The 22,520-nt window shown below is 72.4% G+C and carries 15 protein-coding genes; 7 read left to right on the forward strand and 8 right to left on the reverse strand.

The features are described from left to right. Nucleotides 1-80 precede the first annotated feature (80 nt). Nucleotides 81-1,073: an aldo/keto reductase gene (locus tag ACIPJI_RS11965; protein WP_402245901.1), complete on the reverse strand. Its 993-nt coding sequence runs from the start codon at nucleotides 1,071-1,073 to the stop codon at nucleotides 81-83. A gap of 22 nt (nucleotides 1,074-1,095) precedes the next feature. After that, nucleotides 1,096-2,097: a LacI family DNA-binding transcriptional regulator gene (locus ACIPJI_RS11970; RefSeq protein WP_307710243.1), complete on the reverse strand. Its 1,002-nt coding sequence runs from the start codon at nucleotides 2,095-2,097 to the stop codon at nucleotides 1,096-1,098. A 401-nt stretch (nucleotides 2,098-2,498) separates the two neighbouring features. Between ACIPJI_RS11970 and ACIPJI_RS11975 the strand changes: the two genes are divergently transcribed. From ACIPJI_RS11975 to ACIPJI_RS12000, 6 genes are all read left to right on the forward strand, one after another. Beyond that, nucleotides 2,499-3,782: an ABC transporter substrate-binding protein gene (locus ACIPJI_RS11975; RefSeq protein WP_402245902.1), complete on the forward strand. Its 1,284-nt coding sequence runs from the start codon at nucleotides 2,499-2,501 to the stop codon at nucleotides 3,780-3,782. Nucleotides 3,783-3,791: 9 nt separating this feature from the next. Further along, nucleotides 3,792-4,769 carry a carbohydrate ABC transporter permease gene (locus ACIPJI_RS11980; RefSeq protein WP_402245904.1) on the forward strand — a complete coding sequence of 326 codons (978 nt, stop codon included), beginning with the start codon at nucleotides 3,792-3,794 and terminating at the stop codon, nucleotides 4,767-4,769. Further along, entirely contained in the window at nucleotides 4,766-5,626 is an 861-nt protein-coding gene (locus ACIPJI_RS11985; protein WP_402245905.1) for a carbohydrate ABC transporter permease, read from the forward strand. The genes ACIPJI_RS11980 and ACIPJI_RS11985 overlap by 4 nt, the downstream gene beginning before the upstream one ends. Nucleotides 5,627-5,723: 97 nt before the next feature. After that, the gene (locus tag ACIPJI_RS11990) at nucleotides 5,724-7,010 is read left to right on the forward strand and encodes a glycosyl hydrolase (RefSeq protein WP_402245907.1); all 1,287 of its coding nucleotides are present in this window, start codon (nucleotides 5,724-5,726) and stop codon (nucleotides 7,008-7,010) included. A 31-nt stretch (nucleotides 7,011-7,041) separates the two neighbouring features. After that, nucleotides 7,042-9,057, forward strand: a complete 2,016-nt coding sequence (locus tag ACIPJI_RS11995) for an endo-beta-N-acetylglucosaminidase (RefSeq protein WP_402245909.1) — start codon at nucleotides 7,042-7,044, stop codon at nucleotides 9,055-9,057. Between the two features lie 35 nt (nucleotides 9,058-9,092). Beyond that, entirely contained in the window at nucleotides 9,093-12,122 is a 3,030-nt protein-coding gene (locus ACIPJI_RS12000) for an alpha-mannosidase (protein ID WP_402245911.1), read from the forward strand. A 90-nt stretch (nucleotides 12,123-12,212) separates the two neighbouring features. Here the strand turns inward: ACIPJI_RS12000 and ACIPJI_RS12005 are convergent, their stop codons facing one another. From ACIPJI_RS12005 to ACIPJI_RS12015, 3 genes are all read right to left on the reverse strand, one after another. Beyond that, nucleotides 12,213-13,604, reverse strand: coding sequence for a tannase/feruloyl esterase family alpha/beta hydrolase (locus ACIPJI_RS12005; RefSeq protein WP_402246585.1), 1,392 nt, complete (start codon nucleotides 13,602-13,604; stop codon nucleotides 12,213-12,215). 125 nt (nucleotides 13,605-13,729) lie between these two features. Then, the gene (locus ACIPJI_RS12010; RefSeq protein WP_402245912.1) at nucleotides 13,730-15,226 is read right to left on the reverse strand and encodes a PHB depolymerase family esterase; all 1,497 of its coding nucleotides are present in this window, start codon (nucleotides 15,224-15,226) and stop codon (nucleotides 13,730-13,732) included. A 135-nt stretch (nucleotides 15,227-15,361) separates the two neighbouring features. Then, on the reverse strand, nucleotides 15,362-16,723 hold the full coding sequence (locus tag ACIPJI_RS12015) for a DUF6777 domain-containing protein (RefSeq protein ID WP_402245915.1): 1,362 nt from the start codon (nucleotides 16,721-16,723) through the stop codon (nucleotides 15,362-15,364). A 158-nt stretch (nucleotides 16,724-16,881) separates the two neighbouring features. On the opposite strand from ACIPJI_RS12015, the gene ACIPJI_RS12020 reads away from it, so the two are divergent. Continuing rightward, entirely contained in the window at nucleotides 16,882-18,165 is a 1,284-nt protein-coding gene (locus ACIPJI_RS12020; protein WP_402245916.1) for a streptophobe family protein, read from the forward strand. On the opposite strand, the gene ACIPJI_RS12025 is transcribed toward ACIPJI_RS12020, so the two are convergent. The 3 genes from ACIPJI_RS12025 to ACIPJI_RS12035 are packed head-to-tail and all read right to left on the reverse strand — an operon-like array spanning nucleotide 18,159 to nucleotide 22,420. Continuing rightward, nucleotides 18,159-19,184: a serine/threonine-protein kinase gene (locus ACIPJI_RS12025; RefSeq protein ID WP_356622698.1), complete on the reverse strand. Its 1,026-nt coding sequence runs from the start codon at nucleotides 19,182-19,184 to the stop codon at nucleotides 18,159-18,161. The genes ACIPJI_RS12020 and ACIPJI_RS12025 overlap by 7 nt on opposite strands. After that, nucleotides 19,184-19,999: a hypothetical protein gene (locus ACIPJI_RS12030; RefSeq protein WP_402245918.1), complete on the reverse strand. Its 816-nt coding sequence runs from the start codon at nucleotides 19,997-19,999 to the stop codon at nucleotides 19,184-19,186. Before ACIPJI_RS12030 ends, ACIPJI_RS12025 begins: the two co-directional genes overlap by 1 nt. Before the next feature lie 12 nt (nucleotides 20,000-20,011). Continuing rightward, nucleotides 20,012-22,420 carry an FHA domain-containing protein gene (locus ACIPJI_RS12035; RefSeq protein WP_402245920.1) on the reverse strand — a complete coding sequence of 803 codons (2,409 nt, stop codon included), beginning with the start codon at nucleotides 22,418-22,420 and terminating at the stop codon, nucleotides 20,012-20,014. Nucleotides 22,421-22,520: the final 100 nt, after the last annotated feature.

A 22,520-nucleotide genomic window follows, 5' to 3' on the forward strand; every position in this document is an offset into this window, starting at 1 on the left:
CCGGCTACCGCGCACGCGGTACCTGCGCGGCGCCTGCGGCGTCCGCCGTAGCCGGCCGTCCGGTCACGCCTCCGCCGTCGCTACCAGCGGCCGTGCACCTGGGCGCGGATCCGCCGGTCGTACAGATCGCGGACCGCCTCCAGCGTGCCTCCGGGCAGCGGAGGCTCGTCCGCCGCCGCCGCGTTGGCACGGGCCTGTCCGGCGGAGCGCGCTCCGGGGATCACGCTCGTCACGCCCGGCTGCTGGATGATCCAGCGCAGCGCCGTGCGCGCCGGTGTGCTGTCCGGCCCCGCGAGCGCCGCGAACTCGGCGGCGGCCTCGACGCCCGTCGCGAAGTCGACACCGGAGAAGGTCTCGCCCTGGTCGAACGCCTCGCCGTGCCGGTTGTACGTGCGGTGGTCGTCGGCGGCGAAGACGGTGTCCTTGGTGTACTTGCCCGACAGCAGCCCGGACGCGAGCGGCACCCGCGCGATGATGCCCACGCCCGCCTCGGCCGCCGCGGGGAGGACCTCTTCGAGCGGCTTCAGCCGGAACGGGTTGAGGATGATCTGGACGCTCGCGGTGCCGGGCCTGGCGATGGCGGTGAGCGCCTCCTCGCAGGTCTCCACGCTCACGCCGTACGCGGCGATCCGCTGTTCGGCGACGAGCGTGTCCAGGGCGTCGAAGACCTCGTCCGACGAGTAGACGGCGGTGGGCGGGCAGTGCAGCTGGACCAGGTCGAGGGTGTCCACGCCCAGGTTCTTGCGTGAACGGTCGTTCCAGGCGCGGAAGTTGTCCAGGACGTAGTTCTCCGGGAGCTGGTCGACGCGCCGGCCCATCTTGGTCGCCACGAACACGTCGGCGTCCGGCCGCTCGCTCAGATACCGGCCGATGAGCTGCTCGCTGCGCCCGTCGCCGTACACATCGGCCGTGTCGAAGAAGGTGACGCCCGACTCGACGGCCGCGTCGAGGACGGTGATCGCGTCCTCGTCGGCGACGTCGCCCCAGTCGGCGCCCAGCTGCCAGGTGCCGAGTCCCACCACGGAGACGTTCCTGCCGGTCCTGCCCAATACCCGCTGTTCCATGCGGCGCATCCTATGCGGCGCCCCTGACGGATCAGCGGGGCGCCGCAGTGCTCTCCCGCTCGATCAGCTCCGGCAGCGGCACGTGGACGGAGCGGGCGGCGCCGCCGTCCAGCAGGGCGGTCAGCTCCTGGGCGGCGATCCGCCCGAAGGTCACCGGGTCACGGGAGAGTGCAGTGAGGAAGGGATGGACCATGCGGCACAGCACGGAGTCCTCCCACGACACGACCGACACATCGCCGGGGACCGAGAGACCGAGGCCGGTGACGACCGCCGCACCGGCGGCCGCCATCACGTCGTTGTCGTACACCAGCGCCGTCGGCCGGCTGCCGGAGGTGAGGACCCGGCGGGTCACCGCCGCGCCCTCGGTGTCGGAGTAGTCGGTGGGCACCGAGCGGACCTCGGCCAGGCCCCGGTGCTCGGCCTCCGCGCGCAGCGAGCGGATACGCCGGTCGGTGTGGGCGAGCGAGGACAGGCCGGCGATGTGCACGATCCGGCGGTGGCCGAGCTCGTGCAGCCGGCCCACCACGTGGGCCATGGCCCCGGTGTCGTCGGCACGCACCTGCGACAGGTTCGGGTGTTCCTCCGGGAGACCGCCGATGACGACGCCGGGCAGGCCGAGTTCGTCCAGCAGCGCGGGCCGGGGGTCGTCGGTGCGGGGGTCGACGACGAGAACGCCGTCGACCCGGTGCTCCGCCCACCAGCGCCGGTAGACGGCGCATTCGGCGTCCACGTCCTCCACCACTTGGAACAGCAGGCCGAGTTGGCGTTCCGAGAGGACCTCCTGGATGCCGGAGATCAGCTGGAGGAAGAACGAGTCCACGCCCAGGGTCGTGGCCGGCCGCGCGAGGACCAGTCCGACCGTCGCCGCGCCTTCCCCGGACAGTGCGCGGGCGGCGGTGCTCGGCCGCCAGCCCAGCTGCTCGGCGACCCGGCGGACCCGGTCGCGGGTGATCTCGGAGACCCCGGGACGGTCGTTGAGCGCGAAGGAGACAGCGCTCTCCGAGACGCCGGCGCGCCGGGCGATGTCCTTCATCGTCGGCCGCCGCGCGGGTGCGCGTCTGCTAGGCGGAGTGTCCTTGGCGGACGGGGTGCTGGCAGTCACCCGGACCCCCTTCCCGTGGTCCCCCGGCCCGTCGGTCGACCGGGCCGGGGGCATCCTATGGCCTGCGCCGGGCAAGGTCGAACGGTCGGCGCCCGGGACTAATGCGCTTGAGTCGTAGCAGCCTAAAGCGCATTAGTCGATCAATGCAAGGGGGCCGATCCATGGCATCTGACCTGGGGTGATGGTCGGGTAAAGGGATTTCATCGTCGAATCTGTTGACTTTCTCCGGCGGTGCAATGCAAGGTCTGCTGGGCAAACGGCCGCCGCCCGCTTCGCGACACCGGCCGCCGCTGCCCGTCACGCGTCTGGACCGAGCAAAGGAGCCGTTCACCGTGCGCATCAACCGCAGGGCAGTCGCCGCTGCCGCCGCCATCGCCGTCGTCCTGCCGCTGAGTGCCTGCGGCGGCTCCGAGGCGGGTTCCACCGACGCCTCCGGCAAGGTGGAAGGCAAGATCACCTTCCAGACCTGGAACCTCCAGGCCAACTTCAAGGACTACTTCAACGGCCTCATCGCCGACTTCGAGAAGCAGCACCCCGGCACCGATGTGAAGTGGGTCGACCGCCCGGCCGAGGGCTACGCGGACAAGATCAGCGCCGACGCGGCCGGCGGCACCCTGCCGGACGTCGTGAACGTCTCGCCTGACCTCGTCGCGCCGCTGGCCAAGGCCGGCCTCGCACTCGACCTCGACAAGGCCGCCTCGCAGTACAAGAAGGAGTACCTGCCGGGCGCCTGGGACGCGCACCGCATACCGGGGGCGGAGGGCACCTACGCCTTCCCCTGGTACCTCAACACCGGCCCCCTGTTCTACAACAAGCGTCTTCTGAAGGACGCCGGCCTCGACCCCGAGAAGCCGCCGACGACGTACGACGAGGTCTTCGACGCCGGGCTGAAGATGGCGCGGCAGAGCAAGGGCAAGGTCGCCGCCCTCGCCAACGTGCCCACCATCGAGGACTTCGGCCGCTACGGTGTCCCGCTCATGAACGAGGAAGGCACCGCCTTCTCCTTCAACGACCCCAAGGGCGTGGAACTGCTCACCCGCTACAAGGAGTTGTACGACGCCAAGGCGCTCGACCCGCAGGCGCTCACGGCCACCCCCGAGTCCTCGGGGCACAAGTTCCTCACCGAGTCCGTGGCCATGAATCCGGGCAGCGCGCTCGACCTCGCCAACTTCAAGAAGCAGGCCCCGAGCCTCTACAAGAACATCGGCATCACCGACCAGATCACCAGCACCGGCAAGGCCAACATGTACGTCATGGGCGTCATGGTGAACGCGCAGAGCAAGCAGAAGCCCGCCGCCGTGGCCTTCGCCCACTTCGTCACCGACGCCACCCGCCAGATGGAGTTCGCCAAGAAGGTGGCCATCTTCCCGAGCACCGCGGGCTCCCTCGACGACCCCTACTTCACCGAGGAGGACGGGACCGACGAGACCAGGGTCAGGATCGCGGCCGCCCAGTCCCTGAAGACGGCGGTCAACTACACGCCCGTGCTGTTCAGCGAGCAGATGAAGACCGAGCTGCGCAACGCGGTGGCCCGGGCGCTGCAAGGGAAGCAGAGCCCCGAAGAAGCGCTTGACAACGCTGTCAAGGCCTGCGACCGGCTGCTCCGGCAGAGCTGATCACCTGCCATGAAGACTTCCACCGCCTCCGGCACGATCACCTCCGACCCCGCCCCGGCGGGCCCGCGGGTCCACGGCCCCGGGCCGGGCTCCGAGGGGCTCCGCCCGCCCCGCGGCATCCGGCGCCATCTGCCCTACAGCCCTTGGCTGTTCGCGGCACCTGGACTGCTCGTCGTCGGCGCGTTCAGCCTGTACCCGTTCCTGAGCACCCTCGTCAACGCGTTCACCGACCGCCGCACGCTCGTCCCCGGGGAGTTCGTGGGTCTGGCGAACTTCCGTGAGCTGCTCGACGACGAGATGTTCTGGATCGGCCTGCGCAACAGCAGCCTGTACGTGCTCGGAGTCGTCCCCGCGCTGGTGATCCTGCCGCTGCTGCTGGCCATGCTGGTCCAGCGCCAGATCCCCGGCATCACCTTCTTCCGCTCCGCGTTCTACACCCCGGTCGTCGCCTCGATCGTCGTGGTCGGGCTGATCTGGGTCTGGATGCTCGACGACCGGGGCCTGGTCAACTCGGTGCTGGAGGCGGTGGGGGTCGGCCGCGTCGGATTCCTGAGCGACCAGTGGCTCCTGCTCCTGAGCGCGATGGGCGTCACGGTGTGGAAGGGCCTCGGCTACTACATGATCATCTATCTGGCGGCGCTGGCGAACGTACCGCGCGAACTGCACGAGGCAGCCGCCGTCGACGGCGCCGGGCCCGTACGCCGGTTCTTCACCGTCACCGTCCCCGCCGTCCGCTCCACCATGGTCCTCGTCGGAGCCCTGTCCTCGGTCGCCGCGTTCAAGGTGTTCTCCGAGGTCTATCTGATGGCAGGTCCCTCCGGCGGACCGGCCGGCGAGGACACCACGCTGGTGATGCTCGTCCAGCGCGTCGGCACCGGCCTCTCGGGCCGCGTCGGCTACGCCTCCGCCATCTCCGTCGTCGTCTTCGTCGTCACCGTCGCGCTGATGCTGCTCGTGCTGCGCGCCGACCGCAAGGAGGACGTGTGAGCGTCATCAACGTCACCGACGCCGACGGCAAGCGGATCCCCGCCAGCCAGCTCGTACTGCGTTACCTGCTGCTGCTCGCCGTGCTGGCGCTGACCGTCGGCCCGTTCCTGTGGCAGCTGTCCACCTCGCTCAAGGGCCCGCACGAGGACATCTTCAGCTCCCCGCCGAAGTTCCTGCCGGGCGAGCCGACCCTCGACAACTACACACGCGTCGCGCAGACCATCCCCGTCTGGGACTACGCGCTCAACTCGCTGAAGGTCGCCACCGCCAACGTCGTCACCAACTGTGTGGGAGCCGCCCTCGCCGGCTACGCGCTGGCCCGGATGCGCTACCGGGGCCGCAGGGCCGCCACGCTGGCCTTCATCCTCGCCATGCTCGTCCCCGTCGAGGGCATCATCATCGCCCAGTTCACCACCATGCGGGACCTCGGCCTCAACAACACGCTCCTCGGAGTGCTGCTGCCCGGCTCCATCGGGGCCATGAACGTCCTGTTGATGCGCAACGCCTTCCTGAACCTGCCCGACGAGGTCGAGGAAGCGGCGTACGTGGACGGGGCGAACGTCTGGCAGCGGTTCCTGCGGATCGCCCTGCCCTCGGTCAAGGGCACCCTCGCCGTCGTCGCGATCTTCGCGTTCATGGGTGCCTGGGACGACTTCCTGTGGCCGCTGATCGTGCTCAGCGACCCGGAGAACTTCACCCTCACCATCGGCCTCAACTACCTCCACGGCACCTTCGCCAACGACGAACGCCTGGTCGCCGCGGGCACGATCATCGCCGTGCTCCCGCTGATCGTCCTCTTCGCCTGCCTCCAGCGGTTCTTCTTCCGCGGCGTCGGCGAAGGCGCCGTCAAGGGCTGACACCGGGCGCCGCGCGAACCCTGGCCCCCCGGGCGCACCGCGCGGCCGTGCCGCCCACCCGACCGACACCCCACGAGACTTTGGACGTCGCCGCCTCATGAGCTTTGCCCCGCCGCGCTTCGGCGCCAACTACACGCCCAGCCAAGGCTGGTTCCACCACTGGCTGGACTTCGACCTCGACGACGTGCGCGCCGACCTCGACTCGATCGCCGGCCTCGGTCTCGACCACATCCGGATCTTCCCGCTCTGGCCGCTGTTCCAGCCCAACCGCACCTTCGTCCGCCCCCGCGCCGTCGAACAACTCGTGCAGCTCGCCGACGCCGCGGCCCAGCGGGGCCTGGACGTCAACGTCGACGGCCTCCAGGGCCATCTCTCCAGCTTCGACTTCCTGCCCGCCTGGACGCGGACCTGGCACCGGCGGAACATCTTCACCGACCCGGACGTCGTCGCCGGACAGGCCGAGTACCTCAGGACCCTGGCCGCGGCCCTCGCCGACCGGCCCAACTTCATCGGCATGACCATCGGCAACGAGATCGCGCAGTTCGCCGCGGCACCGCACCCCGACCCCGACCGCATCACCCCCGCACAGGCCGGCAGCTGGCTCGACCGCATGCTGGCCGCCTGCGAGGAGGGCGCGCCCGGCCGGATGCACCTGCACGCCGAGTACGACGCCTCCTGGTACCAGGACGACCAGCCCTTCACCCCCGCCCACGCCGCCCGGACCGGCGCGGTCACCGCCGTGCACTCCTGGGTGTTCAACGGCACCGCGCAGCGGCACGGCGCCACCGCCACGGCCACCGAGCACCACGCCGCCTACCTCGTCGAACTGTCGAAGGCCTGGGCGCTGGAGCCGCACCGCCCGGTGTGGCTCCAGGAGGTCGGTGCGCCCGCCCCGCACATCCCGCCCGAGCACGCCGCCGCGTTCACCGCCGCCACCGTCGCGAACGCCCTCGACTGCCCGGACCTGTGGGGCGTCACCTGGTGGTGCTCCCACGACGTGTCCCGCTCGCTCGCCGACTTCCCCGAACTCGAGTACGGCCTCGGCCTGCTGACCAACGACCGCCGCGTCAAACCCGCCGGGCGGGCCGTCGCCCGGATCGCCGAGGAATGGCGTCGCCGCGAACACCGGCCCGCCCCGCGCACCTGTGCCCTCGTCGTCGACGCCGGTGACGACGAGAGCGCACCCCGGCGTTCGGTCTGCGCTCCCGGCGGCCCCGTCTTCGAGGCCTTCGCACGGCTCACCGCCGACGGCGCCCGCCCCACCACCGTCCTCGCGAGCCGTGCCGATGACACGGACCACCTCGCCGCCCGCGGCATCACCGAGGTCGTCACCCCCGAACAGGCCGGTCTCCCCCGGGGACCGGCCGCCCGCACCGCACCGTAAGCCGTCCACGACACGATACGGAGCACACGACATGGACCCCCACCTCAGCAGACGAGCCGTCCTCGTGGCATCCGCCGCGGCAGCCCTCGTCCCCGCCCTCGCACCGGGCACGGCCGCGGCCGCGAAGCGGAAAGCGCTCGGCGCGCCGTACGCCTCCTACTGGTACCCGGACTCGCTGCCTTCCGGCAGCCCCGGGGAGGGCATCACCTGGCGCAGCCTGAAGACCTGGCGCGCGGAGGACGACGCCGACCTTCCGTTCAACAGGGCGGCGGTCCCGCTCGCGCGCCGGTTCACCCCGACCCCGGTCAATGACACGGCCCGCGCGGGCCAGGCCCGGATCCAGTCCCTCGTCTCCTTCGCGCCCACGGCCTCGAACCCGTCCCAGGGCGCACCCACCGCCGACTACTACGCCACCACGCACTGGGGTTATGTCGACGAACTGGTCTTCTGGGGCGGCTCCTCGGGCGAGGGCCTGGTCCTCGCGCCCAACGCCCCCGTCGTCGACGCCGCCCACCGACACGGTGTGCCGGTGCTCGGCAACGTCTTCCTGCCGCCCGTGGCCTACGGCGGCGATCTGCGCTGGACCCGGGACCTCGTGCAGAAGGACTCCTTCGGCCGCTACCCGCTCGCCGCGCAACTCGTCGCCGTCGCCGTCGCGTACGGCTTCGACGGCTGGTTCGTCAACGCGGAGACCGGCGGCGGCGACAGCGCCCTCGCCGCCGACATGCGGGGCTTCCTCGCGGAACTGAGGCGTCTCGGCACGGCGAAGGGCCTGCGGGTCACCTGGTACGACTCGATGACCGTGAGCGGCTCCGTGAGCTGGCAAGGGGCGCTCAACGAGCGCAACCGTCCCTTCTTCGAAGCGGCCGACTCCATGTTCGTCGACTTCCGCTGGTCACGCTCCACCCTCGCATCCTCCGGGCAACTCGCCGGCCGACTCGGGCGCAGCCGGTACGAGTTGTGGGCGGGGGTCGACGTGGAGGCGAGCGGCTGGAACAAGTCCGTCGACTGGGACGCCATCCTTCCCGAGAGCGGCGACGACATCGTCTCGCTGGGCCTCTACCGCCCGGAATGGACCCGCAACCATCTGCCCGCGGGGCGCACGCCGGAACAGTTCCACGCGGCCGACGACCACTTCTGGAGCGGCCGGTCGCTCGACCCGTCGCGGCCCGACACCTCCGACACCTGGCGCGCCCCGGCGCTCGCCGTGGCCGACCGCTCCACCGTCTCCGGCCTGCCCTTCGCGACCGTCTTCAACACCGGCCACGGACTGCGCTGGTACGAGGAGGGCAAGGCGGTCTCCGACACCGGATGGAACCACCTCGGGCTCCAGGACCGGATGCCCTCACGCCAATGGGTCGTGCGGACCGAGGGCAGCCGGCCCCGGGTCGCCTTCGACTTCGCCGACGCCTGGCACGGCGGCAGCAGCCTCCTCGTCGACGGTTCCCCCGACGACCCCGTCACCGTCGACCTGTACGCCACCCGGCTGCCGCTCGGGCCGGACACGGTCGTCGAGTTCACCCACCGGGCCGACGCGGGCCGGGTCACCGTCGAACTCGCGGTCGCCACGTCGGAACCCGCCGCACCCGGCGAACCGCACCCGTACACCTACCTCCCCGTCGGGACGGCCGAGGACGGGTGGACCACCCGGACCGTACGGCTGAGCGGCCTGTCCGGGACCGTGCACGCCCTCGGCGTCCGGCTCACCGGTGACGGCGGCCCCGTGCGCTGGCGCCTCGGCGCGCTCGCGGTGCACAGCGGTGGCGAGCAGATACCGGCCGCGCCCGTCGCACTGCGGATCACCGACGCGACGGACGAGGGCATGCGGTTCGTCTGGCAGGCCGCGCCCGGCGCAGTACGCCAGTACACCCTGCACCGGCTGCTGCCCGACGGCAGACGGCGCTTCCTCGGCGCCACCTGCCAGCGCGCCTTCTTCGCCCGTGACCTCCGGCCCGAACCGGGCGAGCGATCGGCCCGGTTCGAAGTGCGTGCCGTGGGGGAGCTCTACACCACGTCCGCCCCCGCGACCGCCGTCCGTCCCTGGTAACACGCCCCACCCCCGACAACCCCGGAGCACCCCTCATGCATGACGACCGCACCCTCGTCGAAGCCCGCCTCAGGCGCGTCCTCGACGAACGCATCCGCCCCGCCGTGTACCCCGAGTCCGTGCCGCTCGACGTGGCCGTGTGGAACGCGCCGGGCGAGCCCGTCCCCGTCGCGGAGGGACTCGCCGCCACGCCGGAACCGGTCGCGGTGGGCGACATGTGGGGTGCTCCGTGGGGCACCAGCTGGTTCACCGTCACCGGCACGGTGCCCGGCCGGTGGGCGGGCCGCACCGTCGAGGCGGTCCTCGACCTGGGCTTCGACGAGAACATGCCCGGCTTCCAGTGCGAAGGCCTCGTCTACCGTCCCGACGGCACCCCGGTGAAGGGCCTCAACCCGCGCAACCAGTGGGTCCGCGTCGCGGCACCGGCCGAGGGCGGGGAGGAGGTCCGCCTGCACATCGAGGCCGCGTCGAACCCCGTCATCCTCGACTACCACCCCTTCCTTCCGACGCAGCTCGGCGACAAGGAGACCGCGGGCAGCGCGCCGCAGTACCGGCTCGCCCGCATGGACCTCGCCGTCTTCGACGAGACCGTGTGGCACCTCGTCCTCGACCTCGAGGTGCTCGGCGAGCTGATGCACGAACTGCCTGTGGACGGCGCCCGCCGCCACGACATCCTGCGCGCCGTCGGCCGCGCCCTCGACCGCGTCGACCTCCAGGACGTGGGCGCCGGCGCGGCCGCCGCCCGCGCCGAGCTCGCCGGCGTCCTCGCCACGCCCGCCCGGCCCTCGGCGCACCGCCTCAGCGCCGTCGGCCATGCCCACATCGACTCCGCCTGGCTGTGGCCGCTGCGGGAGACCGTGCGCAAGGTAGCCCGTACGACGGCCAACATGACGGCCCTGCTGGAGGACGAGCCGGACTTCGTCTTCGCCATGTCCCAGGCGCAGCAGTTCGCCTGGATCAAGGAACACCGCCCGGAGGTCTACGCCAAGGTCAAGAAGGCGGTCACCGACGGCAGGTTCGTCCCCGCCGGCGGGATGTGGGTCGAGTCCGACACCAACATGCCCGGCTCCGAGGCGATGGCCCGTCAGTTCGTGCACGGCAAACGGTTCTTCCTCGACGAGTTCGGCATCGAGAACGACGAGGCCTGGCTGCCCGACACCTTCGGCTTCGCCGCCGGGCTGCCGCAGATCATCAAGGCGGCGGGCTCCAAGTGGCTGCTGACGCAGAAGATCTCCTGGTCGCAGACGAACAAGTTCCCGCACCACACCTTCCAGTGGGAGGGCATCGACGGCACGCGGATCTTCACCCACTTCCCGCCCGTCGACACCTACAACTGCTCCATGAAGGGCAGCGAGATCGCCCACGCGGAGAGGAACTTCAAGGACAAGGGGATGGCCAGGCACTCGCTCGCGCCGACCGGCTGGGGCGACGGAGGCGGCGGCACCACCCGCGAGATGGTCGCCAAGGCGGCCCGCCTGCGCGACCTCGAGGGCTCGGCGACGGTGACGTGGGAGACCCCCGCGGAGTTCTTCACGAAGGCGGAGGCCGAGTACGCCCACCCGCCGGTGTGGGTCGGCGAGCTCTACCTCGAGCTGCACCGCGCCACCCTCACCAGCCAGGCGAAGACCAAGCAGGGCAACCGGCGCAGCGAGCATCTGCTGCGCGAGGCCGAACTGTGGGCGGCGACCGCGGCCGTCCGCACCGGCTTCGACTACCCGTACGAGCAGCTGGACCGGATCTGGAAGACGGTGCTGCTGCACCAGTTCCACGACATCCTGCCCGGCTCGTCCATCGCCTGGGTTCACCGCGAGGCGGAGAAGACGTACGCGGCCGTCGCGGCCGAGCTGAACGACATCGTCGGCGCGGCCCAGCGTGCCCTCGCCGGTGACGCGGCCGCAGGCGGCGAGCTGGTGTTCAACGCCGCCCCGCACGAGCGGCACGGCGTCGCCGCCGGCGGCGCGGCCCGCGCCGCGGAAGGCGGCACCGCCCAGCTCTCCGAGCGCGACGGCGGCGGCTTCGTGCTCGACAACGGTCTCCTCCAGGTCGAGATCGACGGCCGCGGCCTGGTGGTCTCCGTCTACGACATCGGCGCGGAGCGGGAGACCGTGGCACCGGGCAGCGCCGCCAACCTGCTCCAGATCCACCCCGACTTCCCCAACATGTGGGACGCCTGGGACGTCGACGCCTTCTACCGCAACACCGTCACCGACCTCACGGACGCCGACGAGGTCACCGCCGCCGGCTCGGGAACGGCCGCGGCGGTCCGCGTGGTCCGCTCCTTCGGCGACTCGAAGGTCACCCAGCTGATCGCCCTCGCGGCGGGCGCCAAGCGCCTCGACATCGACACGGAGGTCGACTGGCACGAGACGGAGAAGTTCCTCAAGGCGTCCTTCCCGCTGGACGTCCACGCCGAGCGGTACGCCTCCGAGACCCAGTTCGGCCACTTCCACCGGGCCACGCACACCAACACCAGCTGGGAGGCCGCGAAGTTCGAGGCGTGCAACCACCGCTTCGTCCACATGGAGGAGCCGGGTTGGGGTGTCGCCCTCGTCAACGACTCGACCTACGGGCACGACGTCACGCGCACCGTCCGCACCTCCGACGCCGGGACCACGACCACGCTGCGCGTGTCCCTGCTGCGCGCGCCGCGTTTCCCCGACCCGGAGACCGACCAGGGCGTGCACCGTTTCCGCCACGCCCTCGTGCCCGGCGCCTCCATCGGTGACGCGGTACGGGAGGGCTACCGCATCAACCTTCCCGAGCGCCGCGTCGCCGGTGACGCCGAGGTCGCGCCGCTGGTCACCGTCGACAACGACGCGGTCGTCGTCAGCGCGGTCAAGCTCGCCGACGACGGCAGCGGCGACGTGGTGGTGCGGCTGTACGAGGCGACGGGCGGGCGGGCCCGGACGCGGGTGACGCCCGGCTTCCCGGCCGCCCAGGTCTCGGCCACGGACCTGCTGGAGCGGACCCTCGACGACGTGACCGCCCCCGAACTCGTCGACGGTGGCGTGCCCTTGAGTCTGCGGCCGTTCGAGCTGGTCACGCTGCGGCTGGTCCGCGCCTGACCGTTCGGCGCGGGAAACCACGTCGCGACGGCCCCCCGGCCCCCCTCCTCGGGCGGGCCGGCGGGGCCGTCGGGCATACCGGAAGAGGTCCTAGCGGCGGCCGAGGGAGCACTCCGTCAGCGGGTCGCGGCCGGCGCCGGGCATGGCCACGGTGTGACCGGCGGCCGGCTCCTTGTCCTGCCCGATCCACTCCTCCATCGCCGTGAACGCCGAACGGTGACAGGGCGTCAGCGGCCGGAGCCGGTCGGGGAACGCGTCGTACAGAGAGTCGACGTGGGTGCCGCCTTCGACGCGGTAGTAGCGGAAGAGGCTGTCACGGCCGGCTTCGCGCACCATGCGCGCGTAGACGTCGGACCCCTCACCGATGGGCAGCAGCACGTCCAGCGTGCCGTGCAGTGTGATGAGCGGCTTCCCGATCCGGCCCGTCAGCGCGATCCGGTCGACGGCCCTGTGCACCTCGGGCGGCCGGGAGGCGTAGTCGTAGTCGGCGTCGCACGCCGGTGTCCCCGGAGCGCAGAACGGCGTCCCGGCCTGCGTGGCACCGTCGAAGGCGGGGTCCACTTCCTCGCGGTAGATCCGCTGCGTCAGGTCCCAGTAGTACTGGTGGTGGAAGGGCCACAGGAACTCCGAGCCCGCCGGGTACCCGGCCGCCACCATCTCCCGGTGCGCCTGCGCGGCGCCGGCTCCGCCGGCCGCGTACACCGGATAGCCACGCAGCGCGGGCGGCAGGAACGTCAGCAGGTTCGGGCCCTCCGTGCGCCACAGCGTGCCCTCCCAGTCCACCCCGCCGTCGTACAGCTCGGGGTGGTTCTCCAGCTGCCAGCGCACCAGATAGCCGCCGTTCGACATGCCGGTCGCAAGCGTGTGCCGCGGCGGCCGGTGGTAGCGCTGGGCCACGACCGCACGGGCGGCCCGGGTCAGCTGGGTGACCCGGTCGTTCCACTCGGCGACGGCGTCCCCGGGCCGTCGGCCGTCCCGGTGGAACGCCACCCCGGTGTTGCCTTTGTCGGTCGCGGCGAAGGCGTAGCCGCGGGACAGCACCCAGTCGGAGATGGCACGGTCGTTGGCGTACTGCTCACGTACGCCGGGGGAGCCTGCGACGACCAGGCCGCCGTTCCACCGGTCGGGGAGCCGGATGACGAACTGGGAGTCGTGATTCCAGCCGTGGTTGGTGTTGCCCGCCGAGTCGTCGGGGAAGTAGCCGTCGATCTGGATGCCCGGCACACCGCTGGGCGTGGCCAGCCCGGCCGGGGTGAGCCCCGCCCAGTCCGCCTGGTCCGTGTGACCGGACGCGATCGTCCCCGCCGTCGTCAACTCCGCGAGGCAGGAGAGCTCTTGGTGTCCGGCGCCGGGCACCCGCAGCGTCTGCTGCCGTGCGCAGTGGCCCGGCTCCCGGGCCTCCGCGGCGGGGACGGCGGTCAGGCCGAGCAGCAGCGCGGCCCCTGCGACGACCCGTACGGCACGGCCGAGCGGGCCGGACACGCCGCGGTGCTCGGATGAGATGCCTGGCGGCAGGACGAACGGCACGGAAGGGCCTCCTGAGGTGAGTGGCGGTAAGGGCGGACGTCCGGGGCACCCGTGTGCCGGGACGGTCAAGGCGGCGGAGTTCAGGGGCAGTTGCCGTCGGCGATGACGTAGTGCCCGGCCGGTGACTCCTTGAGCGTGTGCGTGACGAAGGTGTTGTAGAGGCCCATGTTCTGGCCGGAACCCTTGGCGTACGTGTAGCCGCCGGTGGTCGTCGCCCGGCCCGCCCGGACATGCGCGTAGTTGCTGCCCGTCCAGCAGACCGCCGCCGCCCCCGTGGTGGACGCGGTGATCTGGGCCGACCGGGCGCCCTCCGCCCCGGCCGCGTCACGGGCGGCGACCTGGTAGGTGTGCGTGGAGCCCGAGGCCAGAGAGGTATCGGTGAACGAGGTGCCCCGGGGAGCGGCGACCCGGGCCCCGTCGCGGTACACGGCGTAGTCCGTGGCGCCGTCCACCACCTGCCAGGCCAGGGAGATCGAGGTGTCGTCGCTGCCGGTCACCGCGAGTCCGGCCGGGGCGGGCAGGCCGCCGGGATCCGGGTCACCGCCGCCTGTCAGTCCGAAGAACCCGGTCACCCAGTGGCTGGAGCAGATCGAGTCGATGAAGTGCGGAGTGCCCGTACGGCCGCACTGCTCGGGGCCGCTGCCCGGGTCGACGGGCGTCCCGTGCCCGATCGACGGCACCCGGTCCACCTCGACGGCGACCTGCCCGCTCCCGTCCAGGTACTGCTCCCTGCGGGTGCCGTCGGGCCCGATCGTCGACGTCCTGTCCGGGGTCTGGCCTAGCCCGTGCACGGCGGTCCACTGGTCCCTCAGCTCGGCCGCGTTCATCGGGGCGACCGTGGAGTCGTTGTCGCCGTGCCACACGGCCACCCGCGGCCACGGTCCCGTGTACGACGGGTAGGCGTCGCGGACCCGCTGTGCCCACACGGCCGGCGTACGGTCCGTACCCGGATTCATGCAGACGAACGGGCCGGTGTCCCGGGTGCAGTCGTACGGCATGCCGGCGATCACGGCGCCCGCCTCGAAGACGTCCGGGTAGGCGGCGAGCATGACCGACGTCATCGCGCCGCCCGCGGAGAGGCCGGTGACGAAGGTGCGACCCGCGTCGGCGCCGTACGCGGACTCGGTGTGGGCGACCATCTGCCGTACGGAGGCGGCCTCGCCCTGTCCGCGCCGGTTGTCCGACGTCTGGAACCAGTTGAAGCAGCTGTTGGGGTTGTTGGCGGACGTGGTGCCCGCGAAGACCACCAGGAAGCCGTGCCGGTCGGCGAGGGTCGTCAGCCCCGAGTTGTCGGCGTAGACCTGCGGGCTCTGTGTGCAGCCGTGCAGGGCGACCACGACGGCCGGTTCCGGCGCGAGCGACGCCGGCCGGTACACGTACATGTTCAGATTGCCCGGATCGGCACCGAAGTCCGCCACGTGCTCGAGGGTGACGGCGGCGTGCGCGGCGGGGACGGGGGAGAGCAGCAGTCCGCCCGCGACAACGGCGAGCGCCGCGCCCAGCCGCCCGGCGGTCCGGCGCAGCCGGTGGACGGTCCGTACGCGCACCGGCTCGGGCGTGCTTCCACACAGCGGCATCCGGACCTCCCACAGGCGACGAGACGATTCCGGTCACAGTAGGAACGGCCCGTACGCCGAGGAATGGTGACGCCACCCATAGCCGCGCCCGCCGACGGCGGTTCGCGCACTCTTGCGCCGGCGGGCGTCCGGCTGCTAGATGAGCACCGATCCGAGGACGACCGGCGCGCGTGCGGCGTCCGGCGGGCCGGGGGCGAGGCCGCTCGTACCGCCGGGCTGCTGCGGGGCCGGCTCCTCCGGCTGCTCCGGCTGCTCCGGCTGCTCCGGCTCGTCGGGAGCCGGTCCGTCCGGGGAGTCGGCGCCCGACTCGGGAGCCGGTTCCAAGGGGGGTTCCTGAGGCTCCGACGGCGGGGCTTCGGGTGGCGGTTCCGACTCGGGCGGCGGTGCCGGCGGCGACTCCTGCGAAGGGGGCTCGGGCGGGGGCGGTGCCTTGGGCTTCTCCGACGGCGGCCTGCCACCGTCCGACGGGGCGGCGTCCTTGGAGGGGGAGGGCTCGCGGGAGGGCGGCTCGGTCTCCTTGTCGTGGGTGCCCGTGTCGCCGGCCGGCCGCTTGATCCACTTGTCACCGTCGCGGATCACGAAGTCCTTGACGGGCTTGTCCGCCGGAGCGACGACGACGACGTTCGAGGGCCGGTAGCCGGGCCAGGCGTCGCCGACGGCACGAGGAGTGTCCTTCTGCGCGACGGGCGGGAGCAGCGGATTGCCGCAGGCGCAGCGCACCCTCGGCACCCCGCGGTCGTCGACCAGCACCGCGGTGCCCGCCTGCAGCACGGCCTGATAGGCCCTCGGCCCGCCGTCCTTGAAGCCGTGGTTCGTCACCCGGGTGTCCATCCGCAGCTGCACCGGGGTGAGCGAGCGCAGAAAGTCCGGGACGCGGGACGGTTCGATCCGATGGACCTGCGCGAAGGCCCGGTTCTTGGCGGGGTCCGCGCCGAGCGCGGTGATCTGCTTCTCGACGTCGCAGCTGGCCGCCTTGCGGTTGCCCCCGTACAGCCCCGGTGCCGACCCCTCGACGCTGCGGGTCACATTGGGCGACGCGGTCCCGGCTCCGTCCGGCTCGGCGGCCGGCGTCGACGCGGGCGGCGAACTCTCCTTCGCCGTCGACTCGGTGAACGGATCGGGCCCGGTCGACCCGGCGGCCTGGAGGAAGACCTCGCTTCCGCCACCGCCGCCGGACGCGCCGGACCCGCCGCCCGGGCGGGTCAGCACGACGGCGAGCACCACGGCGGCCACCAGCGCGACGGCGACGGTCGCGATGCGGGGGACGGACCGCCACCAGGGCCGGCCCGGGCCCTCGTGCGAACCGGCGGGGCCACCACCCCCGGGCCCCGGACCGCCAGGACCGCTCGGCGGACCGGCGGCGCCGCCCGAAGGGCTGCTGCCCGTGGGACCACCTGGCGGGGGCGGCGGCGTGGGGCCGCCCGGCTGCGAGGGGCCGGAGAGCGGACCCGGAGGCGGGCCTGTCGGGCGGCCGGGGGACGGTGGTTCGGCACTCACAAGCTCTTCTTCCCGGGCGTAGGAAGACGGAAAGGCGATTCATTCCGTTCTGTCACTTGATGTGCCTATTGTCTGCCCGGTACCCGTGAGGCCCGCAAGCCGACGCGGTCGGCCCCGTCCGGGGAGCGCGCCGCAGCCGCCGTGCATAGCGTGGCAGCGTGAGTCAGCAGGCATCGAGCAGCCCCGGCGCCGCGACCCGGCCGCCCCACGGCTGGGTCCATGCGCTCGCCGCGGTAGTCGCCGGCCTCGTCGTCATGGCCGTCACCGCGACCCTGGGTCTGTGGGCGGCGGGCGCGGCGGACCTGCCCGACGGCGGGTTCCTGCCGGTCGTCGCGGCCGTCGTCGTGATGGCGGCCGGCGGCACCGTGGAGGTCGCCGGGGACGCCGGAGTGATCGCGGAGACCAGGGCCGGACTCACGGCCCTGCCCCTCTCCGTGGCACTGGCCGGAGCACTCACCGTGGCAGCCGGCTTTCTGCGGCCGCTGCGCCACAGGGCCGTCGCGTCCGCCGGCGAACTGGTGGGCTGGGCCGCCCGGCTGGCCTTCCTCTGGCTGCTCGCTCTCATCGGCCTCGGCGCGCTCGCCCGCCACACCTTCACCATCCCGGTCGAGGACCCCACGGGTGGATTCCTCGAGGAGTTCCTGGACGTCACCCCCCGCGTGGGGTTCCGCACCGACGTCCCGCTCACCCTCCTGTTCGGTCTGCTCTGGCTGGCCGGCGTCCTGGCCCTCGCGGTGGTCGTGTCGCGCGGCAGCCCGCTCCCCGCCCGGCTGCTGCGTTTCCAGGAGTCGGTGCGGCCCGCCGCGTACGCCATGGTCGCCCTGCTGCTCACGTACGTGGCGGTCGGCGTGGTCATCGCCGTCGTCGTGGCGCTGACCCGTGACAGCACCGCCGACACCTTCGCCGTGATCTTCCTCGGGCTGCCCAACCTCGTCTGGCTGGCCTTCACCCTCGGCCTCGGTGCCTCCTGGGAGGGCAAGGTCGAGGGCCCCTTCGGCCTGCCGATGCCGAAGCTGCTCGACGAGGTGCTGCGCACCGGCGACATGTCGACCCTCGACCTTTCGGCGCTCGTCGAACGCGACAGCCGTGCCTGGTGGCTGCTGGTGGTCGCCGCGGTGCTCGTGCCGGCGGCGGCCTTCCTGATGGCCGTCCGTTCACCGGCCACGACGCGACTCTGGCAGCACGCCGTCCACATGGCCGTCGCCCTCGTGCTGACCGTGCTGACCGTCTGTCTGCTCGTCAGGCTCTACGCGCACTACGGCCTGTCCCTGCTCGGCATCGGCGACCTCGGCGGAGACCTCGCCGGCGAGGTGGCGCTGCGTCCGAACCTCTGGCTCGCCCTCGGTCTCGCCGCCGGATGGGGACTGGTCACCGGAGTGATCGGCGGGCTGCTGGCGTCGCGCGTCCACCGGCGCGGCCAGGCCGACGCCCCACGTCACTGACGACCGGCCCCGCCAGAGCCGGGGAAGACGGGCAGCGCCCACCGCGGCGGGTCCGGCGGGGGAGTGGTCCCGTGCGGCGCGAGCGAACCGTGCCCGCCCACCACCACCGCCGGACGGCCGCCCTCGCCCGGGCCACCGGACGCCGCGGCCGTCGCCGCACGCAGGGCCGCCACGAACTCGCCGCACGAGTCGTAGCGGTCGTCCGGACTCTTGGCGAGCGCCCTGGCCATGACATCGTCGACTGCTGCGGGGAGATCGGGCCGCTCCCCGGTCAGCGGCGGCGCCGGATCGAACTGGTGCGCCCACAACAGGGCCATGTCGTCGTCACGCTTGAACGGCGGGCCGCCGGCCAGCGTCTCGAACACGACGCAGCCGAGGCTGTAGACGTCGCACCGCCCGTCGACCGGCCGGCCGGAGATCTGCTCCGGAGCCACGTAGTCGAGCGTGCCGACGAACTGCCCCACGGTGGTGAACCCGGTCAGCGACAGGGACTTCTTCGTCAGACCGAAGTCGGTCAGATAGACATGCTCGGGGTGGTCGCTGTCCGTGCCCTCGGCGACCAGGATGTTGCCAGGTTTGACGTCCCTGTGCACCAGGTCGTGGGCGTGCGCCGCGTCCAGCGCGGACGCCACCTGCGCGGCGATGCGGCCCGCCGCGACGGCGGGCAATGGGCCCATGCGGTCGAGCAGCACCCGCAGATCCTGCCCGGCGACGTAGCGCATGGCGATGTAGAGCAGGCCGTCCGTCTCGCCCGCCTCGAAGATCGGCACGATGTGCGGATGGTCGATCGAGGCGGCGACGCGCGACTCGTGGGTGAACCGTTTGCGGAACGTGTCGTTGCGGGCCAGTTCGGGAGCGAGCAGCTTCAGGGCGACGGTGCGGTCGAGGCGCAGGTCCCGCGCGCGATAGACCACCGCCATGCCGCCCCGGCCGATCTCCCGCTCCACCAGATAGCTGGCCACCTCCTTGCCGACCAGCTCGGACGGCCTGCCGCCGGGCATCCCGGGAAGCGGCGGCATCAGGGATCACCACCACGGGCGGACGGCCCTTCGGGGTGGTCGACGACGCGGGTGGCGTCGGGTGCTTCGGGGTGGTCGACGACCTGGGTGGCGTCGGGTGCTTCGGGGTGGTCCACGACGCGGGTGGCGTCGGGCCCTTCGGGGTGGTCCACGACGCGGGTGGCGTCAGGTGCTTCGGGGTGGTCGACGACCTGGGTGGCGTCCGGGCCGGGCGACCCCGTCGCGATCACCTGCGTCGGCTCCGCCGGAGCCGGGCCGGAGCCGAATGCTCCGGAACCGCCGCCCGCGTCCACGTTCGCGCCGGGGTCCGGGGGCGCCGCCGCGTGCGACGCCGGGCCGGACGAGGCCGCGAACGTGCTCAGCCCGAGTCCGTCGCAGTACACCCACCGCTCGTGTTCCGCGTCGTACAGCCACACCGCCTCGCCGTCCACGACCAGGCCCGCCCGCAGCCCTCTGGTACGTCCACGGAAGGTCTCGCCGTCGGACAGCCCGTCCGCCAGGTCGTCGGCGGCACGCCGGTAGCGGGCCAGCGTCTCTGCGACCCGGGCCAGTAGCGGCCGGGGGTCCGCGGTCCGGGCCAGGGGCCGGCCGGCGGCCGGCGGCTCCTGCGGCACGGCGACCAGCAGACGTCCGTCGACCCATGCGGACCAGCCGTTCGCGCACACGATCTGCCCCCAGTCGCCGCGCCGCTCGGCCAGCTGGACCGGCAGCAGCGGATCGAGCGGTGTCGTGGGCCGGGACACGTCCGGCGCCTCCCACGCGGGCATGCCCCACGGCGGCACGACATGCGTGGCGCGGAACTCCCAGGCGGCCATGGCGGTCCCGGCCTACTTCCGCATCACTGCGGGCTCGTGCCGCCGCAGCAGGCGGGCGACCAGGTAACCGAAGAGCACCGACAGCACCAGCAGCATCCCCATGTCGAGCAGCCACACGCCCGCCGAGTGCTGGAAGAGCGGATCGGCCGTCAACTCACCGGGGACGATGCGGCCCAGCCCGATCGTTCCCGCCATCGCGCCGAGGGCCCACCGGGACGGGACCAGCCACGCCAGTTGCTCGATCACCGCCACGCCGTCCAGCTTCAGCAGCGCGCCGCAGAATACGACCTGCACGATCGCGAGGAGCACCAGCAGCGGCATGGTGACCTCCTCCTTGCGCACCAGGGCGGAGATCAGCAGGCCCAGCATCATCGCGGTGAACGACAGCAGCGCGACGGCCAGTGCGATCTCCGGCAGAGGTGGCAGCAGCACGCCCTCGCCGCCGGGTGCGCCGAGGTCGATCCCGGCCAGGGCGACGAGGGTCAGCACGACCGCCTGGAGCACCGTGATCGCCCCGAGGACCACCACCTTGGACATCAGATACGCGGACCTGGACAGTCCGACGGCCCGTTCCCGCTGGTAGATCGGCCGTTCCTTGACGAGCTCACGCACCGCGTTCGCCGCGCCCGTCAGCACGGCCCCGACGCACAGGATGAGGAGGGCGTTCAGAGCCGTCTCCCGGTCGAGCCGGCTGCCGGCCAGAGCGCGGGCCATCGCACCCATGACGAACGGCAACGCGATCATGATGACGAGGAACGTGCGGTCCGCGCTCAGCGCGGCCGTGTACCGCCGCACCAGCGTCAGCAGCTGGGCACTCCAGCTCTGCGTCTTGGGCGGCGGCGGTACGGGCCCGGGCGCCGGCCCGGCGGGCAGGCGCGGCTGGGCGGTGGCGCCGGCGATGTACTGCGCGTTGAAGCGGGATTCGCGGTACATCTCCGCCCAGTCCCTGCCCCGGTCGCTCTCGAAGGCCTCGAACGCCTCGGGCCATTCGGCGAAGCCGAAGAAGCCGAGGGCCTGTCCCGGCGGCCCGTAGTAGGCGATCCTGCCGCCGGGCGCGAGGACGAGCAGCCGGTCGCAGACGTCCAGGCTGAGCACGCTGTGCGTCACCACGACGACCGTACGCCCGTCGTCGGCCAGGCCGCGGAGCATGTGCATCACGGAGCGGTCCATGCCGGGGTCGAGGCCGGACGTCGGTTCGTCGAGGAAGAGCAGGGAGGGTTTGGTCAGCAGCTCGAGCGCGACGCTGACCCGCTTGCGCTGGCCGCCGGAGAGCGAGTGGATCGGCTGGCCCGCCCGCTGCTCGAGCCCGAGCTCGCGGATCACCTCCGCCACCCGGGCCTCCCGCTCCGACCGTTCTGTGTCCTGGGGGAAGCGCAGTTCGGCGGCGTAGGAGAGGGCGCGGCGGACGGTCAGCTGGGCGTGCAGGATGTCGTCCTGCGGCACGAGTCCGATGCGCCGGCGCAGCTCCGCGTAGTCGCGGTAGAGGTCGCGTCCGTCGTACAGGACGGTGCCCCGCTGCGCGGGGCGCAGCCCGGTGAGGGCGTTCAGCAGCGTGGACTTTCCCGCGCCGCTCGGCCCGACCACGGCGAGCAGGCACTTCTCGCCGACCGGGAAGGAGACATGGTCCAGGAGGGTCTTGCGGCCCCCGTCCACGGATACCGTCAGGTCCTGGACGTCGAGCGATACCTCGCCGGTGTCGACGAACTCCTGGAGTTCGTCGCCGACCAGCACGAACGCGGAGTGCCCCACGCCGACGATGTCGCCGGCCCGTACCGGGGCCCGGTCGACGGGCATGCCGTTGAGGTAGGTGCCGTTGTGGCTGCCGAGGTCGACGATCTCGTAAGTGCCGTCGGGTCGTGTGCGCAGTTCCGCGTGCCGGCGGGAGACCACCAGGTCGTCGACGACGAGCTCGTTGTCGGCCGACCTGCCGATGCGTACGGTGCGGGCGGGCAGCGGCCGCACACTGGTCGGCCTGCGGAAGGTCCCGGTCGCGGCGGGCACCGACACCACGGGCGGCGGTCCGGGTTCCGCGGCCCGAGGTCCGTGAGCCGGTGGACGGCCGGCCGGAGGCTCGACGGCCGGTGGTTCGACGGCCGGCGGTGCCGGGTCGGCGAGTACGGCCCGCGGGCCGTCGGCGGCGCTCCCGAAGCGGATGACGCTGCCGGGGCCCACCACCCGCACGTGGATCCGACGGCCCTCGGTGTACGTGCCGTTGGTGCTGTGCTCGTCCGCCACCGTCCAGTGGTCGTCGTCGGCCCGTAGCACGGCGTGGTGCCAGGAGACGCGCGGGTCGTCGATGACGATGTCGCTCAGGGGATCACGCCCGACGTGGTACGCCCGGGTCGGATCCATCACCGTGGAGCCGGTGTCGGTCTCCATGACGAGTGCGGGCGCAGTCGGCGTGCCAGGCCGCTCTGCCATGTTCGAATTCTAGCGATATGCACCGTTCTGCGCCCTGCGGCCGCCTCCGGGGGACCGCAGGATCCGTCGCCAGGAGTCCCGGGCTCCCAACGGGCCGTTG

The organism is Streptomyces sp. NPDC086835, assembly GCF_044745705.1.
Taxonomy (GTDB): Bacteria; Actinomycetota; Actinomycetes; order Streptomycetales; family Streptomycetaceae; genus Streptomyces.